The following is an 18,853-nucleotide window of genomic DNA, read 5'->3' as shown; positions in this document are numbered from 1 at the left end:
TTTTTTTGTGTCCCCAACGCTGGAGTATNATCTCGCGGCTCCAAGGCGCAATCTCGCGGCTCCAAGGCGCAATCTCGCGGCTCCAAGGCGCAATCTCGCGGCTCCAAGGCGCAATCTCGCGGCTCCAAGGCGCAATCTCGCGGCTCCAAGGCGCAATCTCGCGGCTCCAAGGCGCAATCTCGCGGCTCCAAGGCGCAATCTCGCGGCTCCAAGGCGCAATCTCGCGGCTCCAAGGCGCAATCTCGCGGCTCCAAGGCGCAATCTCGCGGCTCCAAGGCGCAATCTCGCGGCTCCAAGGCTGCGCCTTGGAGCTGGCTACCGGTGGCCACAAAAAAGCCCGGGCCATCCGGCCCGGGCTTTTCAGCTTTCCTGCAACAGGCCTGCTACACGGCGGCCTGGGGCTGACGGCGGGCAGTACCTTTCTTCACGACCGGGACCGGGCTCTGAGGGCTCCGACGGTTCTCGCGGCGGTGCTTCACCAGGGCCATGCCGAAGCCCAGGGCCATGAGCAGCGTGCCGCTCCAGAGCAGGTTGATGAAGGGCTTCTCCGTGGCTTTCAGGATGATGTAGTCTTTCTGAGTCGTGCTGACCCCGAAGGTGAACTTCTTGTTGGTGGGGTCCACGTTGATAAAGCTCAGGCGCAGGCCCAGGTCTTCCACTTCGTCCGGGATACGGCCGATGAGGCGGTTGCGCACCACAAACACCGGGTGTACGTGGTACTTCTTCTTCTCACCCGACACCATAAAGTCAGCCTGAATGGCCAGGTCGCCTTTAGTCAGACCCAGACCCGCGGTTTGCTGGGCGGGCTCCACGGCGCGGAACACGGCAAAGTAGTCGTTGAGGTAGATAGTGTCGCCGACGGCCAGCACGTGTTCCTTCACCTCGCTCCAGTCCTTTTCCTTGCTCGGGTCGGGCACGGAGCTGATGTGGGAGTAGATGTCGTGGCCGGGGAATCTCTTGATGTCGGGGGAAGCCAGCAGGCCGCCCATTTCTTCGTTTACCTGGCCCCGCGGGTAGAGCGTGAAGCTTTCCCCCGACTTGCGGTCTTTGTACTCGACGCGGTAGTAGGTGTTTTCGGGCAGGATTTCGACCGTGTCGCCGGCCTTGTAGTACACCTTTTCGCCGAGCTTGATGTCGTTGCGGGCCAGGGCCTTGTACTCGTCATCGGTGCGAAACAGCAGCTCCTTGTTAACGTATTCGGGCAGCCCGGGCACGTCGAAGTACTGGCCGGTATAGCTGATGTCGTAGCCGTCCATCGGGGCCATTTCGTTGCGCCACAGCAGCACATTGTCGCGGTTCAGCTCCTCGTCGAACTCCTTGGAGTAGACCATGCCCGACACATTCTTGGAAATAATGTTGGAGTAGCCCGACGAGGCCAGAATCCCCAGCAGCATCAGCGCAATGCCGATGTGGGCCACCGCGCCGCCCGACAGCGCTACGCGCCGCCGGAGCAGGGTGAAGATCATGCCCAAGTTGGCCAGCACCCCAAACAGGGCCGTGGTGAGCAAAGCAATGTAGGCCGGGCTCATCGTGAGCTTGTTGTAGCGCACCAGCAGAATCACCAGAGCCGCGCCCAGCAGGGTCAGAATGCCGGGCACCGTCAGCGAGCTGGACAGCGTTTCCTTGTCGTTGCGCTGCCACCACATGATCTGGGCCACGCCGGCCAGCAAGGCCACCAGCGCCCCCATCCAGAGCTGAATCTTGGTGTAGTGGGCAATCTGGTCGGCGGGCAAAGCCAGGTTGGACTTGATGCCGATAAAGCCCAGGAAGGCGTTGTAGACCGGAATGCTGGTGGTAAACAGCACCTGGAACGCGCCCAGGCACAGCACCGTGGCGCCGATAAATACCCACAGCTCGGGGCTGTAGGTGGTCAGCTCCTTGTCGGACACCGGAATTTCCTTCCACCGACTCACCAGCAGCCCGATGGCCAGTACTACGAACACACTGAGGTAAATCAGCAGCTGCCCGGACAAGCCCAGGTCGGTGAAGGAGTGCACCGAGGCATTGCCCAGCACGCCGCTGCGGGTGAGGAAGGTAGCGTAGAGAATGAGCAGGAACGTGGCAATGACCAGCACGAACGAGGTGCGCAGGGCCGTGCGGCTGCGCTGCCAGAGCACCATGCCGTGAATGGAAGCCACCAGCACCAGCCACGGAATGTAGACCGCGTTTTCGACCGGGTCCCAGTTCCAGTAGCCGCCGAAGTTGAGCGTCTCATAGGCCCAGTAAGCGCCCATCACGATGCCCACCCCCAGAATCAGCCCCCCGAACAACGACCACGGCAGGGCCGGCTTGATCCAGGCCGCCAGCTCCCGCTTCCACAGGCCGGCAATGGCGTAGGCGAAGGGGACTAAGGTCAGGGCAAAGCCCAGGAACAGCGTGGGCGGGTGAATCACCATCCAGTAGTTCTGCAGCAGCGCGTTCAGACCGGTGCCGTCCTTGGGCACGAAGTTGGGGTTGAGCTTGAAAACGGGCAGATCGGTGAGGAAGTCGCGCAGCAGAATAAACGGCGAGGAGCCAATCTTCACGTTGAAGACGACCACGCCCAGAATCATCGAAGTCAGGAACAGCTGCACGAAGGCAAACACGGCCATGACCGGCGCTTCCCACTTCCGGCTGAAGCGCATGATGCCCAGCCCGATGACCACGTGCCAGAAGATCCAGAGCAGGAAAGAGCCCTCCTGCCCTTCCCAGAAGCAGGAAATCATGTAGTGCACCGGCAGGTGGTTGCTGGAGTGGCTCCAGGCGTAGTAGTACTCGTAGCGGTGGGTGTAGATGATGTTGAACAGGCACAGAATGATGGCCACCACCGCCGCCGAGTGCAGGAAGAATGCCCCGCGGGCCAGCCGCAGCCAGCCGGCGTCGGTGTCGCCCAACGGCCGGCCCTTGCTGGCCATGAAGTAGGAATACGCCGCCACCGTGGCCGCCACAAAGGCCAGGATGACACTCAGGTGCCCGGCGTCGCCGATGAAAGTATTAAGCATTACTACGCATTAAAAGGGGAAAGCCAACCTGCCAGACTAGCTACCGGGTCAGCCGCAACTTGTTTTCTATTGGGAGGAAGTTCGGCGCCGGCGCAGCTGCCGGGCCCGCTTCTGCCACTCCTTCTGTTCAAACTGAGCTTGCCGAAGCATCTCGCGTGCAATGGTGATTAATTACTTTGGCAACGTCAGCACGCGAGATGTCTCGGCTACGCTCGACATGACGCTCTTTTTACCCTTAAATTCCCAGCTTACCGCTGCGCCGTTGCGCCCTTGATGTCCTTCTCGACGTACTTGGATGGGCACTTGAGCAGGATCTTGTCGGCCACGAACACGTCGTTGCGCATGGCCCCGGTGATGACTACCTGCTCCGACTTGTCGAAGTCCTGGGGCTTGGGGTTGAAGAAGATGACGCGCTGGGCAATGCGGTTGGTATCGACCAGGGTAAAGGCGAAGTAGTTGGGGTCGAGCGTGGGGTTGTACTCCAGCCCCATGATGTTTTTCTGGCCGTCGCGGGGCAAGCGGCCCACGACGTGCACTTTGGTCAGATTACCATCGGCGGCCCGCTCCCGGGCTTCCCGGAACGAGACGTACACGCTGGCGTCGCCGACTGTGCTCATGATGATGCCGATGGCTACGGCAATGACGGCAATGGCAAGGATGTGTGATTTTTTCATGATGCTTCCACAGCGCCGCTTCAAACGAGGCAGCTATACTGAACAACCAAATGGTCCCGAAAAATCCGTCGGGGCGGATACATTTTGCAAGTAACCACGGAGCAGGAGTAGCCGGCAATGACGAAAATCAGGCTGGCGGCGGCCACTGCTCAATTTCGGGCTACTCTTTAAGCTCCCGCTCCAAACGCGTTACTTTCCGGTCGAGGGAAATGAGCAGGGCCAGCAGCGCGGCCAGCACCACCGTGATAACGGCCACCACCACGTAGATTTTGCCGTCCTGGCGCAGGACGTCGGCCATTTCGGGGGAGTCGGCGGGCTGGGCGCCGGCGGGCAGCAGGGGCAGCAGCAGGCTCAGCGCCAGCAAAAAGGCCCGACGCAGCTTAGGCAAGCTGTTTTTCATATACTTTTTGTTTGAGCAGGGAAATGCGGCTGGCCACCTGGGCCAGCCAGAAGGCCAGCAGCGTCCAGCCGATAACGGCGGGGTAAAACACCATCCGCATGTCGCTGTCGAGGTCGTAGCGGGCAAAAGCCGGGTTGCCGCCCGCGCCGGGGTGGAGCGAGTCGGTAAGCCGGGGCAGGATGTAGAATAGCGGCATGGCCGTGAAAAAGGCGAAGATGTTGTAGATGGCCGACACCCGGGCCCGCTGCTGCTCGTCGGTAAACGAGGAGCGCAGCACCAGATAAGCGCCGTAGATGAGCATGGCAATGGCCGCCCCGTTGAGCTTAGGGTCATTGGTCCACCACGTGCCCCAGGTGTAGCGGGCCCAGATGCTGCCCGTCGCCAGCCCCACGCAGCCCATCAGAATACCGGTGCGGGCCGCTTCGTGGGAGCGGATATCCAGCTCCACCGTGGGGTTGCGCAGGTAGCGGATGGAATACACCACCGAAGCAATCAGGATGAAGGTCATGCCGAACCACATCGGCACGTGGAAGTACAGGTTGCGGATGGTTTCGTTAAGGATAGCCAGCCGCGGCACCGGCATCAGCAACCCCGCTACTGCCACGTAGAGCAGCAGCACGACGGTAAGGCCTTTCCACCAGTTATTTTTCATGAGCGCCAAAGAAAAGGGAACAGCAAGTAGGACACGGCCACCACAATCATGTTCAGAGCCACCAGCGTCAGCAAGGCGCTGCGGCTGGCTTCCAACTCTAAACCATCCAGCGCGTTTTTGGATACTTTAATCAGCAGCAGCAGCATCGGAATCATCAGCGGGAAGCCCAGCACGGCCATCAGCGTGCTGCTGTTGGTAGCCTTGGCAGCAATACCCGACACCAGGGTAAGCGTGGTAGCAAAGCCCAGCGCGCCCAGCATCACGTTGCCCACAAACAGGGTCAGGTTCTGCACGGGGTTGCCCAGCACCATGGCATACACCCCGAAGCCCACCAGCGCCAGCCCCAGCAGCAGCAGGGCGTTGTAGACAATCTTGGCCAGAATCACGGCCTGGGGCCGCACCAGGGTGTAGTAGTACAGCAACCGGCCCCGGCTTTCCTGCAAAAACCCCTTGGCCACGGCATTCACGGCCGTGAAGAGCAGGATAATCCAGAACAGCGCATTCCAGGCCGGCACCGGCAATTCGCCCCCTCGCAGGGCAAAGCTCAGGTAACACACGAACACCGTGCTGCCCACGTACAGCAGCATGCCGTTGAGGGCCGCCCGCTGCCGCCATTCCAGGCGGAAGTCCTTCTGAATCAAATACCAAACCTCGCGGAGGAGCAGCACGGCAGCGCAATGGGTGAACAAGGCCGCAAAGATACAACCCAACTCCCGGATAGGCGGCACTGCCCGTCATTATTCCGCCAGCCCCACCGGCCCAACCCGCCCGGCCCGCAAAAAAGGCTTGCCACGGTATGTAACGGGCCTTTTCTGCGCCGGCGGGAGCCGGAATCAGCTAGTGTGCCACGGCAAACTTCCCGTTGGCTACCGCCGGGACCTGGATTAGCCGGAGCTGTACAGGCCAGGGGCTGCGGCCGCCCAGGAAAAACGACCATTTTCGGGCCGCACCGTCCAGGCTACCACCACCCGGGCCGTGGCGTCATAGAGTTGCAGCACCACGGGGGCCGGCCCGGCGGGCAGCTGGGGCAAGTCCCAGGGGCGCCCGGTGCCGGGCGTCTGGTACTGGGCATAGCCTGAGCGGTAGCTGCCGAGCAGCAGTAGCAGGAGCAGGTTTTTATAGGCCCGCAGCAACAGGACGGCATAAACCGGCGGTGCGGTATTATTTAAAGCGCGAAAAAGCCGCTCAGGATACCCCAAGCGGCTTTTGCAGCAGTCCTGATCAAACTACCCGGTTAGAGGTCGTAGCCCAGGGTGAAATAGAATTTAGGCCCTTTCTCCACGTAGTCTTCCTGGCCCCAGGCGGCATCCGCCTTCAGGTAGAAGCCCAGCAGCGTGGTGCGCATTCCGAAGCCATAGCCCAGCAGCAGCGGATTGCGGTAGTTGATGACCGTGGCGGTGAAGACGTTGCCGTTGCCGCCGGTTACCTGTCGGTTAAACGAGTTGTTCTCATTGAAGGGGTTGGAGCCCGAGTACGCCGAGCCGGCGTCGCCGAAGGCCGTCAGCTGCAGGTTGCGGAAAAAGCCGGAGTAAATCGGCTTGCGCGACAGGTACTGAATGATAGGCACCCGCAGCTCGGAGTTGAACAGCACGTATTTCGGGCCGGTGCGCTTGCTGTAGTTGAAGCCCCGCAGGTTGGTAACAAACTGCTGGTAGAACATCTGGGTGGGGTCCAGCGGCTGGCTGTAGCCGCCTTCGTAGCGGTTGTTCAGCCAGTTGTCCATGCCCCCGAGGCGGAAGGTCTGCTCGGCGTCCCCGAAGAACTGCCCGTAGCTGACCCGGTTGGCCCAGATGATCTGCCGGTGCACCTTCTGGTAGTGCCGGATGTCGACGTAGATCTTGCCGAAATTCTGCTGGCCCTGATTCAGGTTGTTGAGCTGAAGCACCCCGATTTTCATCCGGGTGCCTTCCATCATGTTGACGCCGGTGGCAATGGCATTGTCAAACACCAGCTCCCCGCTTACGCCCGCGTAGTTGCGGCTGATATCCAGCGTGTCTTCCAGGAATTCGTCCAGGTACGTGCGCGACACGTTCACGTAGCGCGGCCCCCCGCGTACACTCAGGTTGTGCGTCAGCGGGTAGGCAATGGTCGGCGACACCTCGTGGCGGCCGTAGCGGATCCGGTAGCGGGAGTTGTTGGAGTCGAAGAAGTAAGCCTGCTTCTGGTAGCCGATGCTCCAGTCGTAGCGGTGCGTCAGGTTCGTGTATTTCGCCGTGATGTTGCTGGTGCGCAAATCGGTGAGGGCAAAAATGCCGGCCTGTACCCGGTGATTCTCAAACAGGTCCGACATATTGGCCTGCGCCACCAGGCCCACGCCCAGAATCGGGTCGGCCGCCAACGACGAGACGACGTTGTCGATGCTGAAGCGGTTGTCGTACTTGTAAGGGCCGGTCACGCTGGCCGCATCGGCCGTCGTCGTCGAGGGCAGGGCCACCACGGTAGCCGCCCGTTTGCGCTTCGTGGCCGGGCGCGTCGGCGTATCGTCCTCAAACTGGTAGTCGTTGGTGTTGATGTTGCCGGAGTTGGGCTCCGGGGCTTTGGCCGGGGCTTCGCTGGCCGGCTCCCCCGCCACCACCGGCGCCGGCTTGGGGGCCGCGGCCCGGCCCGGGGCCTTGGAGCGGTCCTCCAGGGTTTCCTGCCGCGCTGTCTTGTAGAGCTTCACGTTTTCGGGCAGCGGGTAGCTGGGGTAGAGATACACAAAGTCGCGGGCCCGGTCGGTGGCGACGAAGGCCAGGGCGCCGGTGACGGCGTTGTAGTCGTAGTCGTCCAGGTTTTGCATGAACAGGCTGACCGGCACTGCCTGACGGGCGCGGAAAGAGTATTTGAACAGGCTGCGCACGCCGCTTTCCTCACCCAGATACAGCAGCTCATCGTCGGACAGCACCCGGGGGCGCCCCTCGTTGGAGATGGTGCTGACCAGGGTTTCCACCGGCTGGGTACGCCCGTCGAGATGGTAGAGAAACAGGTCGTAGTTGTTTACCACGTTGCTGAAGCTGCCCTTGGCCGTGCCCGCCGAGTCCAGCCAGCGGTTCGAGCTGAAGACGATGCCGCTGCCGCCGGGCAGGAAGACGGGCTCGACATCGTCGAAGACGTCGTTGGTAAGCCGCTCCGGCGTGCGGCTGCCCGCTTTCAGCAGGTACAGGTCGTTCTGGCCGTTGCGCACCCCACTAAACACCAGCGACTTGCCATCGGGGGAGTAGTTCAGGTCCAGAATCTGGGTGAAGGGCCGGAAAATAGTGGAGCCTCCGCGGTTGAACACGCCGTCGACCAGCCGGAAGACGGCATTCGTGGGGCCGCCGCTGGCATCGCGCAGATCCAGGCTCATGTTGCCCCGACTGATTTCGGCTACCGCTACCTGCTCGTTGTTGCGCCAGGCCAGCACCGGCAGGCGGGTTTCTACCTGCTGGTCGGGCGTTTTGTAGCCGCTGCGGTGAATGGTGTGCCGCCGCGAGCCGTCCCGATTTACCACCACCACGCGGTAGCGGCCCCGCTCGTTGCTCACGTAGGCCAGCCGCTGCCCGTTCGGGCTCAGTACCGGCTGCGAATACAGGATGCCCTTGCGGTTGTTGTGAACTAGGGCCCGGTTTTCGTCGGGCACCACGTAGGCGGTCTGAGGCTGGGCATTGAGCTGGCGGTAGTACGCCAGCCAGTCTTTGAGGAACACCTTGTAAGGCACATTGAGCGAGCTGCTGATGCCCACTTCCACGTCGCGGGTGATGCGCGTCAGGTTGAGAATGTTCTGAACGGTGGTATAGCCGTAGCGCTCGGCAATGTAGTTCCACACGCTCTGGCCGGCCAGCTGCGGATTGCGCAGAAAGAACTGGGAAGCCTTGCTGCCTTCCTCTTTCTGCATCATGTCCCGCATATAGTTATCCATCTCCACGCTCCAGCCCTCGGAAGCATAGGCGGAGGCCCCCCCGATAAACCAGTCGGGCAGCTGTAGCAGGTAGCTGCTCTGAATCACTTCCTTCAGGGAGCCGCCGTACATCATATCGTTCAGCAGCACGCGGGTAATCTGGAAGCTCAGGTCGCGCTTAAATATAGTTTGCTGACCCTGAAAGGCAATCTGCACCTTGGTCATGCGCGTCAGGGCCGTTTCTCCCCCGGTCTGGAACTTGTCCACGTCCAGGCCCACGTTGCTCTGCCGCAGGTCGCCCACCGAGTTGTAGAGCATGATGGTGGTCTTGGAGTACGGATAGTAGCCAATCAGGGCCGTGACGCGCTGCAGCTCCTTCTCGGCGTACTCCGCCGCCCGCCGGGCCGTCACTTCGCCGCCGGCGTAGTAGTAAAAGTTGAAGTTCTGGGTGCTGAGCAGCAGCCAGTCGAAATCCTTGTACTGAATACGGACCCGGCCGAAAGGCTCCTGCGCCGATTGGGCCTGGGCCGTACCACCCGCCAGCAGGGCCGACAGCAGCAGCACCGGCAACGCCAGCTGCCGCAGCCGACGGGTCAGAAGAAAGGATAAGTGCTTCATAGAGAAGGCTAAAAACGGAGAAATCAGAGAGAACCGGCCGCCTGCGCCCGGGCAGCTACATACAACGCGTGATACCGCAGAATATTAACTTCGGGCCATAATTCCGTCGTGCCTTCCAGCGCGTCGGCCAGGTGGGCCGCCAGCCGCGGGGCCAGCATCACACCCTTGGAACCGAACCCATTGCATATACTCATAACCGGCCACTGCGGATGCGTGCCCAGCAGGGGTTTTCGGTCGCGCACCGCGGGCCGCACGCCCGCCTGCTGTCCGGTTACCACGAACGGTAAGTCGGTCATGCCGGCCAGGCGCTGACTTAGCTCGGTGCGGGCCTCCGCGGTGATGCCGGCGGCAAACGGCGGCCACCGGTACGTGGCCCCCACCCGAAACCGGCCTTCCCCCATCGGCACCACGTAGGCACCCTTGTTGAGCACCTGCGCTTCCGCTAACTCCCGGCACTGCACCTCTAGTACCTCGCCCTGGTTGGGCGTGATAGGCAGCCAGTTAAAGTAAGGATTCTGCACGGCGGCGCTGCCTTCGCAAAAAACGACGTGGCGCGCTGCCACCCCGCCTGCGTACGTCACGCCAGCCGCGCTGACAACAAGCTGCTGCGGGTCAAAAGTTTCGTGCCGCAGCCACCCATTTTCGCGGCCTTCGGCGGTCAGCGCAGCCAGCACTTCCTTCACGGCCACGTGCCCGCCACCCTTTACCAGCACGCCGCCAAACTCCTGCCTCACGCCCGTCGGGGGGCTGGCCGCGGGGTTTATTTCTTCCACAAAGTCCTGCCACGGATGATCGGCGCTGCGGGCCAGAATGGTGTTCTGCTCCGCCACCGAGGAAAACAGCTTGAGAATGGGCGTTTCAAACAGAAACTGCTGCCCAAAATGGGCTTCCAGCTCCCGGTAAAAAAGGCGGGCGGCGGGCAGCAGCTCCGCTGCCCGCCAGGCCAGGGCAAAGCGCTTGCCGGCTACCGGGTTCATCAGGCCCGCGGCCACGTTGGAGGCCGAGCCGGGGTTGAGCGTGTCCAGCACCAACACAGCGTGGCCGCGGCGGCGCAGCTCGTACGCCAGCGTAGCGCCGGCAATGCCGTGCCCAACCACCAGATAATCGTAAGTACTCATAGCGGGCAAGGTAACAGGAAAAGCAGAGCAGCGGGCCTGCTGCGCGGGGTTACTTCTTCCAAAACCACTTTTACGCGTACCGCAGGCCAGGCTCTCCGTAGATTGATTGCTCTGTAGGGCCAGCGGGCGGATGTTCGCGGCAAGTCTTGTACCTTACCAGCCCATTCTGGCCGGCACCCGCTGGCTTTATTTATCTGCTGCATGACCGTTTCCGGGTTCACTTTCAACGCCTTTTCCGAAAATACCTACCTGCTCCACGACGCTACCGGCCAGTGCGCCATCGTGGACCCCGGCTGCTACGACCGCGCCGAGCAAACGGCCCTTCGCTCCTTTATCGAAGACCAGGGCCTGCAGGTGGTGCTGCTGCTCAATACGCATTGTCATATTGACCACGTATTCGGCAATCAGTTTGTTCTCGACACCTATAAAGTGCCGTTTCTGATTCACGAGGCCGATCTGGCCACGCTGCGGGCCGTGCCGACGTACGCGCCTTCCTACGGCTTTCCCAACTACACCCCGGCCGAGCCCACCGGCTTTCTGACGGCCGGCGAGCCGGTGCAGTTCGGCAACACCACGCTGGAGGTCCGCTTTGCGCCTGGTCACGCGCCCGGCCACGTCGTGTTCTACCACGAGCCAACCCAGGTGGTTATCGGCGGCGACGTGCTGTTTCAGGGCAGCATCGGCCGCACCGACCTGCCCGGCGGCGACCATGCCACCTTGCTGGCCAGCATCCGCACCCAACTGCTCACCCTGCCCGATGCCGTAACCGTGTACTGCGGGCACGGCCCAGCTACCACCATTGGAGCCGAGCGGCGCACCAATCCGTTTCTGCGCTAACTCCGTTCGTTATCCTCAAGCATGAAGAACCATCTTCCCAACGCCGTCACGTGCCTCAACCTGTTTGCGGGCTGCCTGGCGCTGTGTAATATTTTTGCCGGTCACCTCGAAACTGCGGCGTACCTGGTGGGGCTGGCCGCGGCCTTCGACTTTGCCGACGGCCTGCTGGCACGGGCGCTGCACGCGTCTTCGCCCATCGGCAAAGACCTGGACTCGCTGGCCGACGTGGTGTCGTTTGGCGTGGTGCCGGGCGCCCTGCTGTTCCATTTGCTGCAGCAGTCGGCGGAGCTGCCGGCCTGGCTGCCGTACGCCGGCTTTATCGTCACGGTGTTTTCGGCGCTACGGCTGGCCAAGTTCAACAACGACACCCGGCAGACCAACTCATTCATTGGCCTGCCCACGCCGGCCTGCACGCTGGTCGTTGCCTCGCTGCCCCTGATTCTGGCCCACGACTCCTTCCAGCTGACGCCCCTGATTCTGAGTCCGTGGCTGCTGCTGGGCCTCACGGCCCTGCTGTCGGGGCTGCTGGTGGCGGAAATCCCGCTTTTCGCGCTTAAGTTCAAGAACCTCACCTGGGCCGACAATTCCCTGCGCTTCGTGTTCTTACTGCTGGCGGTGGGGCTGCTGATTGGGCTGGGCGCAGCGGCCGTGCCCCTTGTGGTGCTGCTCTATGTGCTGCTGTCGGTGGTGCGTCCTTCTTTCGGCTGATATTATGGATAGAAATTCCACAATATTTTCCCCTTTCCGCAGTTAAGTAGCCGCCCCGAAGGTGAACCGCTTCACGGCCCAGCGTGTTGCACAACCGCTGCCGCTATGTACCGTCTTAACCGCAACAAAACCACGTCTATGCGCTACTTTACTTTGCTCACTGCCTTCTGCTTGCTCCTGGGTACGACGGTTCGGCCGGCTCTGGCCCAGCAGACGGACTTGGTGGTCAGTGGCCAGCTCACCTGGAAGGGCTATGCCCAGGCTCTGAAAGCCAGCGGACAGCTGCAGCAGGTGCCCACTTTTGCCGGCAGCGCCTTTCTACCCGGTGAAGAAGCAGGCCGCTACCTAGTACGCATAAGCGGCCGCGTGGCCGAAGGGCAGATTCGCAATGCGGTGTATGCTCCCTTCTCCGCCACCGACGCCAAGCTGTTTGATCTGGCTAATCTGGCCAAAGCGCCGGCCGTCGTGCTTTCCGGCGGCATCGAGAAGCACCAGCCCGTCACGCTGGCAGCTGTGCTCAGCGTGCGGCGCAGCCCCCAGAGCGGTCAGCCCGAAAAGCTGATTTCTTTTGAGTACGCCTACTCCCTGAGTGCCGCTCCGCAAGTTGCGGCCCGTGGCATCAAGAGCCGGCCGCACAGCCCAACGTCGGTGCTGAAGCAGGGTCAGTGGTTTAAAATCGGCGTGCCCGAAAACGGCATCTACAAAATCGACAAGAACACGCTCAGGGCTATTGGCGTCAACGTGCAGGGCCTGGACCCGCGCCGCCTGCAGCTGTTCGGCAACGCCATGGGGACTCTGCCCCAGCGCAACAATGCCTACCGGCCCGATGACCTGGTTGAAAACGCGGTGTACGTGGCTGGGGAAGGCGACGGCAGCTTCGACGACAACGACTACCTGCTGTTTTATGCCCGCGGCCCGCACACCTGGAGCAGCGACGCCAGCACGCGCCTGTTCCGGCACACGCTCAACGCCTTCACGGACACTGCCTACTACTTCGTCAGGGTTGGCAGTGCGCCGGGCCGCCGCGTAGCGGCCGCGCCCGGCGCGGGCACGCCGACGGCTTCCATCAGCCAGTATGCTTACCACAACTACTACGAGCGGGACCTGGTAAACCTGATCAAATCGGGCCGCCAGTGGATGGGGGAAGGCTTTACCAGCGGCGCCGGCGCCAAGGAGTTTGCCTTCGCCACCCCGGATCTGGTACCGAGCTCCAACCTGCAGGTGACCTCCTACACGGCGGCCCGGTCGGCGGTCGGCATTACCACCCGGTTCGATCTTACCCTGAACGGAAACCCGCTGGGCAGCCAGAATATTGATGGTATTTCCGCCCTGACGCAGCTGTACCCGGAGGCGGCCAACGGGAGCTTGCGCACCTTTTCCACGGCGTTGCCGCCGGCGCCGGCCGCTACTACCCGGGTCGGGCTGTCGTACGCTGGCGGCTCCGACCCCGCGGCGCAGGGCTGGCTCGACTACGTGGAAATCAATGCCCAGCGGCAGCTGCGGCTTATTGGCTCCCAGGTCGACTTTCGCTCTTTCGAGAACATTGCCCCCGGCGCGACCAGCCAGTTTGTGCTGAACACGCCCGGCGCCACGGTCTGGGAAGTTACCAACCCGCGGCGGCCGCGCTCCTACACCGTGGATGGCGGCAACTTCCGGGCGGTTACCGACAGCCTGCGCGAATTTGTGGCCTTCACGGGCAGCAACTTTCCGGCGCCAATCGGCTTCGGGGCCGTGGGCAACCAGAACCTGCACGAGCTCAACCTCGACGGCCGCCTGGATATGGTTATCGTGACTTACCCGCCCTTCTTCGCGGAAGCCGAGCGGCTGGCCAACTGGCGGCGCACCAACGACAACCTCAACGTGCGGGTGGTTACGACCACGCAGGTATACAACGAGTTCAGCTCGGGTGGTCAGGATGTGACGGCCATCCGGGACCTGATGAAGATGGTGTACGACCGCACGCCGGCGGGCAAAACGGTATTTCTGCTCCTCTTCGGCGACGCCTCCTACGACTATAAGTCGGATCTGGCCAACAACCCGGACCGACTACCTGACTGGTGGAAAACCCGCTCCCCGCTCAACGGCGACAAGATCAACCAGAACTTCGTGCCGACCTACCAGTCGCGTGAGTCGTTTTCCGTGGCGTACGACCGGCCTAACTCCAACCCGGTCGGAACCGGTCCGTCTTACAACTCGGATGACTATTTCGGCCTGCTTGATGATAGAGAAGGCTACTGGAATGAAAGTATCTACTACAGCCGCGACTCGACCGAACTGCTGGACATCGGTATCGGCCGACTCCCGATCCGCACCCCGCGCGACAAGCCAGCTTCCACGGCGCAGGCCGCGGCGGTAGTCAATAAGCTGATTAGATACGACCAGCCGGTAGGCTTTGGCAAGTGGCGCAACCGCATCACCTTCGTGGCCGATGATGGGGATAGAAATTACCACCTCACCACCTCCACCGACCCGCCGGCCGAGCGGCTCACCCAGCTGCACCCCGAGTTCAATGCTCACAAAGTATACCTGGACCTGTATCCGCAGGTAATTGCGGCTGGCGGCCAGCGCTCCCCCGAATGCAACCGGGCTATTGATGAATCCATTGAGCAGGGCTCGCTGATTGTGCAGTACAGCGGCCACGGCGGCACCAAAGGCTGGGCTGATGAGCAGATCATGACCAATGCCTCAGTCCTCAACCTGCAGAACCGCGACCGGCTTACTTTCCTGCTCACGGCCACCTGCGACTTCAGCACCTTCGACAACCCCGAGTTTGATTCGGCCGGCGAGCAGGCCCTGACCGATACCAACGGCGGGGCCGTGGGCCTGCTCACGACGACCCGCCTTGCTTTCACGGGCTCCAACGATGATCTGGTAAACGCTTTTTACGCCAGTGCCTTCGAGCCGATCAACGGGAAAAAGCCCCGCATGGGCGACATTCTGCAGGCCACGAAAAACGGCAGTATCTCCGGCGTGCTCAACCGCAACTTCGTGCTGCTGGGCGACCCTTCGATGCGCCTGGCTTATCCGGATCAGCAGGTCACGCTCGACTCCATCAACGGCCGCCTGCTAACGGCTACCAACAGCGACACGCTCAAAGCTCTTTCGACGGTTACGATGTCCGGCAAAGTGCGAACCGGGGGCGCAGTCAACTCCAGCTTCAACGGGAAGGCCCAGCTCACGATTTACGAAAAGCCAGCCGTTGTTTCAACCCTGGGCAACGAGGACGCGCCGGTACAAGTCACGGTGCAGGAAAACGTCATCTACGCCGGACAGGCGACGGTGCGCAACGGTAATTTCCGGCTCCGCTTCGTGGTTCCCAAAGACATCAACTACAGCTTCGGGCTCGGCAAAGTCAGCCTGTACGCCTCCGATTCGGTGAGGCGGGTAGATGGACACGGGGCACGGTTGGTACCGGTGGGTGGTGCCAATATTCTGGCCCTGACTGACCGGGACACCCTGGCTCCCACCATTCGCCTGTTTCTCGATGACACTACGTTTGTTTTCGGCGGCCTCACGGGTACCACCACCACGCTGCTGGCCCGGCTGAAGGACAAGAGCGGCATCAATACTGCCGGCTCCGGTATCGGCCACGAAATCACCGCTACTCTGGACAATGACCCCAGCAAGCTCACGGTGCTCAACGAATTCTACACCGCCAACGTCGACAACTTTCAGCAGGGCCAGGTAAAGTATCTTTTCAAAGACCTGCCCACCGGGCCGCACATCCTGCGTTTGAAAGCCTGGGATACGTACAATAACTCCGCTGAGAAGGATCTTGAGTTCATTGCGGCCAGCAGCCAGAAACTGGCGCTGGAGCACGTGCTTAACTATCCGAATCCCTTCTCCACGACCACCACGTTCCATTTCGACCACAACCGCGCCGACGATGGCGATGAGCTGGATGTCCAGGTGCAGATATTTACCATCTCCGGCAAGCTGGTCCGTACCCTGCGTGCCACGGCTTTGGGCAGCGACCCGCATTTCAAGGCGCTGAGCTGGAACGGCCGGGATGAGTTCGACGATCAGCTGGCCCGCGGAGTATACGTCTACCGGGTCAGCGTCAAGTCGCAGCAAACCGGTACGATGGCCTCCAAATTCGAAAAGCTCGTCATTCTGAACTAAGTTTCCGGCACACTGTTGCCACTTTCGCCTACCTTCCGCCCCATTCGTTTTTCTTATGACATCACCGAAGTTGTCTTTGCGCGTTGCCCTGCTGCCGGGCCTGCTGGGCATGTCCCTGGCGGCCAGTGCCCAGTCCGACCCACGGACCATCACCACCGCTGTTCCGATTCTCACCGTCAGCCCCGATGCCCGCTCTTCGGCTCTTGGCGAGGCTAGCGTAGCTATTTCGCCTGATGCCAACTCGGCTTTCTACAACGCCGGCAAGCTGGGGTTTGTAAAGCACAAGTACAGCTTTTCCCCTTCCTACTCGCCGTGGCTGCGCGCTATCACCGACGATATGGGCATTGCAGGTCTTTCGGGCTTCGCCAAAATTGGGCAGCGCTCCGCCATTTCCGGCTCGCTGATGTATTTTGATCTGGGCACCATCTCCTTCCGCGATGAGCGCAACAACGACAACGGCAACTTCAACCCCAAGGAATATGCGGTAGCCATTTCCTACGGCCAGAAACTGAGCGACAACTTCGGCGTGGGCATCACCGGCCGCTTCATTCATTCCAATCTTACCGGCAATTCCATTTCTACGGATGCCAAGCCCGGTAACTCGGTGGCCGTCGATCTGGGCACATACTACACCAAAGACCTCACCATCGGCCCCCACGATTATAACTTGGCGTTGGGCGGCGCTATTTCCAACATCGGAAATAAGATGACTTACACCGACCCCACCCAGGCCGACTTTCTGCCCACCAACCTGAAGCTGGGTACCGCCATCACCCGCGAGTTGGACGCCTACAACAAGATTACCCTGACCGTTGACGCTAATAAGCTCCTCGTGCCGTCACGGTACTATTTCATCGGCGACTCCACCGGCCGGGGCCGCGAGGTGGCCAACCTGATCAAGACCAACAACGATGCCATTCGCGCCAAAGGAATTGTCAGCGGTATGTTCGGCTCTTTCAGCGATGCTCCCGGCGGATTCAAGGAAGAACTCCAGGAAGTTAACCTGTCGGCAGGTATGGAATACTCCTACAACGACCTGCTGGCTGCGCGCGTCGGCTACTTTTACGAAAACAAAAACAAGGGTGACCGGCAATACCTAAGCTTCGGCCTGGGCGTACGGTACCAGGTTTTTGGCGTCGATGGTTCCTACCTGGTCCCCAATCAGCGTTCTAACCCCCTGGCCCAGACTATCCGCGTGTCCCTGCACTTCAACTTCAACAAACTCGAAGAAGCCTTCGGTCCGAGCAACGATTCTACTCCGATCGACTAACCTGTTCCTATGCTCGACCGCAAAGTCGCCCCTCCCGTTCAGCCGCTGGCCAGCGTTACGCTGCCAGCGGCTGACGTGTTTTCGCTCCCCAACGGGGCGCGTCTGCACGTACTGCACAACGATGCTCAGCCCATCATCCGCCTCGAAGTAGCCTTGCGCGCCGGTAAGTGGCACGACCCTTCCCCGGGCGTTTCCCTGCTCACCGCCCGGATGTTGCTCGAAGGCACCCGTACCCGCACTGCACGCCAGATTGCCGACGAAATAGCCTTTTACGGGGCCTCTTTGGAATGTGAGCAAGGCTTTGATCGGGCTACGCTCACTCTCTACTGCCTCAGCCGCCATTTAGAAAATCTTCTACCCCTCGTTGCGGAGGTTATTGCGGCGCCGACTTTCCCCACCGTTGAGCTCGAATTGCTCAAGAGCCGCTCGATTCAGAACATGCGCGTGGAGCGCCAGAAAACCAGTTACCGGGCTTCAGAACGCTTTGCGCAGAATCTGTATGGCCCTGAACACCCTTACGGCATTGCTTTCAACGAGGAGCTATTTGGTCAGGTAGATAGAGAGGCGGTAGCCCTCTTTCACCAGTCACACTACCAGCTAGCCTCCAGCGAAATATTCCTCTGCGGCGCTGTCGATATCGGCCAGCAAAACCTAGTTTCGGAAGTACTCGGCACTCCCGTTTCGTCAGCTGGTATGGCTTCTTTGGTAAGGGCAAGCCCAAACCCTAATTTGCCAACCGACTATGTCGTAGTCCCCGATAGTTCACAGGCTTCCTTACGTATTGGGCGCTTGTGGCCGACTCTGACTCATCCGGATACGCATGCACTCCAGGTTCTCATCAAAGTCCTGGGTGGCTACTTCGGCTCGCGTCTGATGAAGAACATCCGTGAGGACAAAGGCTTCACCTACGGCATCTATGCCAGCATCAGTTCCCGCGAAAACGCCAATAGCCTCATTATCGGTACGGATGTAAATGCGGCCAGCACCGCCGCCGCGGTCGGCGAAATACACCATGAGTTGAAACGGCTCCAGCAAGAACTTATTCCTATTGATGAACTTCAGACAGTCAAAAACTACATGGCTGGCAAGTTTGCCAATGAGCTTGGTACCGTCTTCGAACAGTGTGATAAATACAAGAATATAGTATTCCTGAATCTGCCGCACACCTACTACAGTGATTTCTTAGCTCAAGTAGCTGAGGTGGATGCCGCCAAATTGCAAAACTTGGCTAATCAGCATTTAGCACCTGCAACAATGACTGAAGTGATTGCGGGTCCTAGATAGGTACCGTAAGCTCAATTGGGCCGACACGAAAAAGCCCCCGCTCATTACAAGTGGGGGCTTTTTCGTGTCGGCGCGATGCCCTATATTCTTCTATACTGAAGTGCTGACTTCTCTTAAAATCCCCTGCTGCTACTTGTTATATCCTTTGGCTCTGAAACTAATCTAAGAACCTAGTGCTTAGTCAGGGGAATTAGTTAACAAAACAAGCGGGTTAGCTGAGGTGGTCTAGCTATAGCGGATTCGTGAACAGTTCATCCCTATTTGGCGGATAGCCGTAGCCAGTAAGATGAATCCCTATTCGCTTGATTTACGCACCCGCGTGGCGGCGGCCTG

General features: G+C 60.6%; 13 protein-coding genes. 5 read left to right on the top strand and 8 right to left on the bottom strand.

What is annotated here, in order from left to right; all coding sequences use genetic code 11:
- Nucleotides 1-383 precede the first annotated feature (383 nt).
- From ccsA to ABD842_RS09230, 8 genes are all read right to left on the bottom strand, one after another.
- A complete protein-coding gene (gene ccsA / locus ABD842_RS09265) occupies nucleotides 384-2,981 on the bottom strand; it encodes a cytochrome c biogenesis protein CcsA (protein ID WP_345112815.1) in 2,598 nt (865 codons plus the stop codon).
- Nucleotides 2,982-3,229: 248 nt separating this feature from the next.
- Complete coding sequence (locus ABD842_RS09260) at nucleotides 3,230-3,655, bottom strand: cytochrome c maturation protein CcmE domain-containing protein (protein WP_345112813.1); 426 nt, start codon at nucleotides 3,653-3,655, stop codon at nucleotides 3,230-3,232.
- Between the two features lie 160 nt (nucleotides 3,656-3,815).
- Nucleotides 3,816-4,055 carry a CcmD family protein gene (locus ABD842_RS09255; protein ID WP_345112811.1) on the bottom strand — a complete coding sequence of 80 codons (240 nt, stop codon included), beginning with the start codon at nucleotides 4,053-4,055 and terminating at the stop codon, nucleotides 3,816-3,818.
- Complete coding sequence (locus ABD842_RS09250; protein ID WP_345112809.1) at nucleotides 4,036-4,707, bottom strand: cytochrome c biogenesis protein; 672 nt, start codon at nucleotides 4,705-4,707, stop codon at nucleotides 4,036-4,038. The genes ABD842_RS09255 and ABD842_RS09250 overlap by 20 nt, the downstream gene beginning before the upstream one ends.
- Entirely contained in the window at nucleotides 4,704-5,372 is a 669-nt protein-coding gene (locus ABD842_RS09245) for a heme exporter protein CcmB (RefSeq protein ID WP_345112912.1), read from the bottom strand. Before ABD842_RS09245 ends, ABD842_RS09250 begins: the two co-directional genes overlap by 4 nt.
- A 219-nt stretch (nucleotides 5,373-5,591) precedes the next feature.
- Entirely contained in the window at nucleotides 5,592-5,840 is a 249-nt protein-coding gene (locus tag ABD842_RS09240; protein ID WP_345112808.1) for a hypothetical protein, read from the bottom strand.
- Between the two features lie 101 nt (nucleotides 5,841-5,941).
- Nucleotides 5,942-9,181: a hypothetical protein gene (locus ABD842_RS09235; protein WP_345112807.1), complete on the bottom strand. Its 3,240-nt coding sequence runs from the start codon at nucleotides 9,179-9,181 to the stop codon at nucleotides 5,942-5,944.
- A gap of 23 nt (nucleotides 9,182-9,204) precedes the next feature.
- Nucleotides 9,205-10,299, bottom strand: a complete 1,095-nt coding sequence (locus ABD842_RS09230) for an NAD(P)/FAD-dependent oxidoreductase (protein ID WP_345112806.1) — start codon at nucleotides 10,297-10,299, stop codon at nucleotides 9,205-9,207.
- 201 nt (nucleotides 10,300-10,500) lie between these two features.
- Between ABD842_RS09230 and ABD842_RS09225 the strand changes: the two genes are divergently transcribed.
- From ABD842_RS09225 to ABD842_RS09205, 5 genes are all read left to right on the top strand, one after another.
- Nucleotides 10,501-11,136 (top strand): MBL fold metallo-hydrolase, encoded by a 636-nt coding sequence (locus ABD842_RS09225; RefSeq protein ID WP_345112805.1) that lies wholly within the window; start codon nucleotides 10,501-10,503, stop codon nucleotides 11,134-11,136.
- Between the two features lie 21 nt (nucleotides 11,137-11,157).
- Nucleotides 11,158-11,844 (top strand): CDP-alcohol phosphatidyltransferase family protein, encoded by a 687-nt coding sequence (locus ABD842_RS09220; RefSeq protein ID WP_345112803.1) that lies wholly within the window; start codon nucleotides 11,158-11,160, stop codon nucleotides 11,842-11,844.
- Between the two features lie 105 nt (nucleotides 11,845-11,949).
- Nucleotides 11,950-15,966 carry a type IX secretion system sortase PorU gene (porU, locus tag ABD842_RS09215; RefSeq protein WP_345112801.1) on the top strand — a complete coding sequence of 1,339 codons (4,017 nt, stop codon included), beginning with the start codon at nucleotides 11,950-11,952 and terminating at the stop codon, nucleotides 15,964-15,966.
- A 55-nt stretch (nucleotides 15,967-16,021) separates the two neighbouring features.
- The gene (porV, locus tag ABD842_RS09210) at nucleotides 16,022-17,236 is read left to right on the top strand and encodes a type IX secretion system outer membrane channel protein PorV (protein ID WP_345112800.1); all 1,215 of its coding nucleotides are present in this window, start codon (nucleotides 16,022-16,024) and stop codon (nucleotides 17,234-17,236) included.
- A gap of 9 nt (nucleotides 17,237-17,245) precedes the next feature.
- A complete protein-coding gene (locus tag ABD842_RS09205; protein WP_345112799.1) occupies nucleotides 17,246-18,520 on the top strand; it encodes a M16 family metallopeptidase in 1,275 nt (424 codons plus the stop codon).
- Nucleotides 18,521-18,853 lie beyond the last annotated feature (333 nt).

The sequence above is a fragment of the Hymenobacter algoricola genome, from assembly GCF_039539525.1.
Lineage (GTDB): Bacteria > Bacteroidota > Bacteroidia > Cytophagales > Hymenobacteraceae > Hymenobacter > Hymenobacter algoricola.
Note: the sequence above shows the minus strand (reverse complement) of the source record. Positions and strands in the feature narration are given on the sequence as shown.

Excerpts from the sequence above, each read along its gene's own strand:
- porV (WP_345112800.1), top strand. The coding sequence starts at position 16,022 with ATGACATCACCGAAGTTGTCTTTGCGCGTTGCCCTGCTGCCGGGCCTG.
- ABD842_RS09225 (WP_345112805.1), top strand. The coding sequence starts at position 10,501 with ATGACCGTTTCCGGGTTCACTTTCAACGCCTTTTCCGAAAATACCTAC.
- ABD842_RS09235 (WP_345112807.1), bottom strand. The coding sequence starts at position 9,181 with ATGAAGCACTTATCCTTTCTTCTGACCCGTCGGCTGCGGCAGCTGGCG.
- ABD842_RS09205 (WP_345112799.1), top strand. The coding sequence starts at position 17,246 with ATGCTCGACCGCAAAGTCGCCCCTCCCGTTCAGCCGCTGGCCAGCGTT.
- porU (WP_345112801.1), top strand. The coding sequence starts at position 11,950 with ATGTACCGTCTTAACCGCAACAAAACCACGTCTATGCGCTACTTTACT.
- ABD842_RS09250 (WP_345112809.1), bottom strand. The coding sequence starts at position 4,707 with ATGAAAAATAACTGGTGGAAAGGCCTTACCGTCGTGCTGCTGCTCTAC.
- ABD842_RS09220 (WP_345112803.1), top strand. The coding sequence starts at position 11,158 with ATGAAGAACCATCTTCCCAACGCCGTCACGTGCCTCAACCTGTTTGCG.
- ccsA (WP_345112815.1), bottom strand. The coding sequence starts at position 2,981 with ATGCTTAATACTTTCATCGGCGACGCCGGGCACCTGAGTGTCATCCTG.
- ABD842_RS09230 (WP_345112806.1), bottom strand. The coding sequence starts at position 10,299 with ATGAGTACTTACGATTATCTGGTGGTTGGGCACGGCATTGCCGGCGCT.
- ABD842_RS09255 (WP_345112811.1), bottom strand. The coding sequence starts at position 4,055 with ATGAAAAACAGCTTGCCTAAGCTGCGTCGGGCCTTTTTGCTGGCGCTG.
- ABD842_RS09260 (WP_345112813.1), bottom strand. The coding sequence starts at position 3,655 with ATGAAAAAATCACACATCCTTGCCATTGCCGTCATTGCCGTAGCCATC.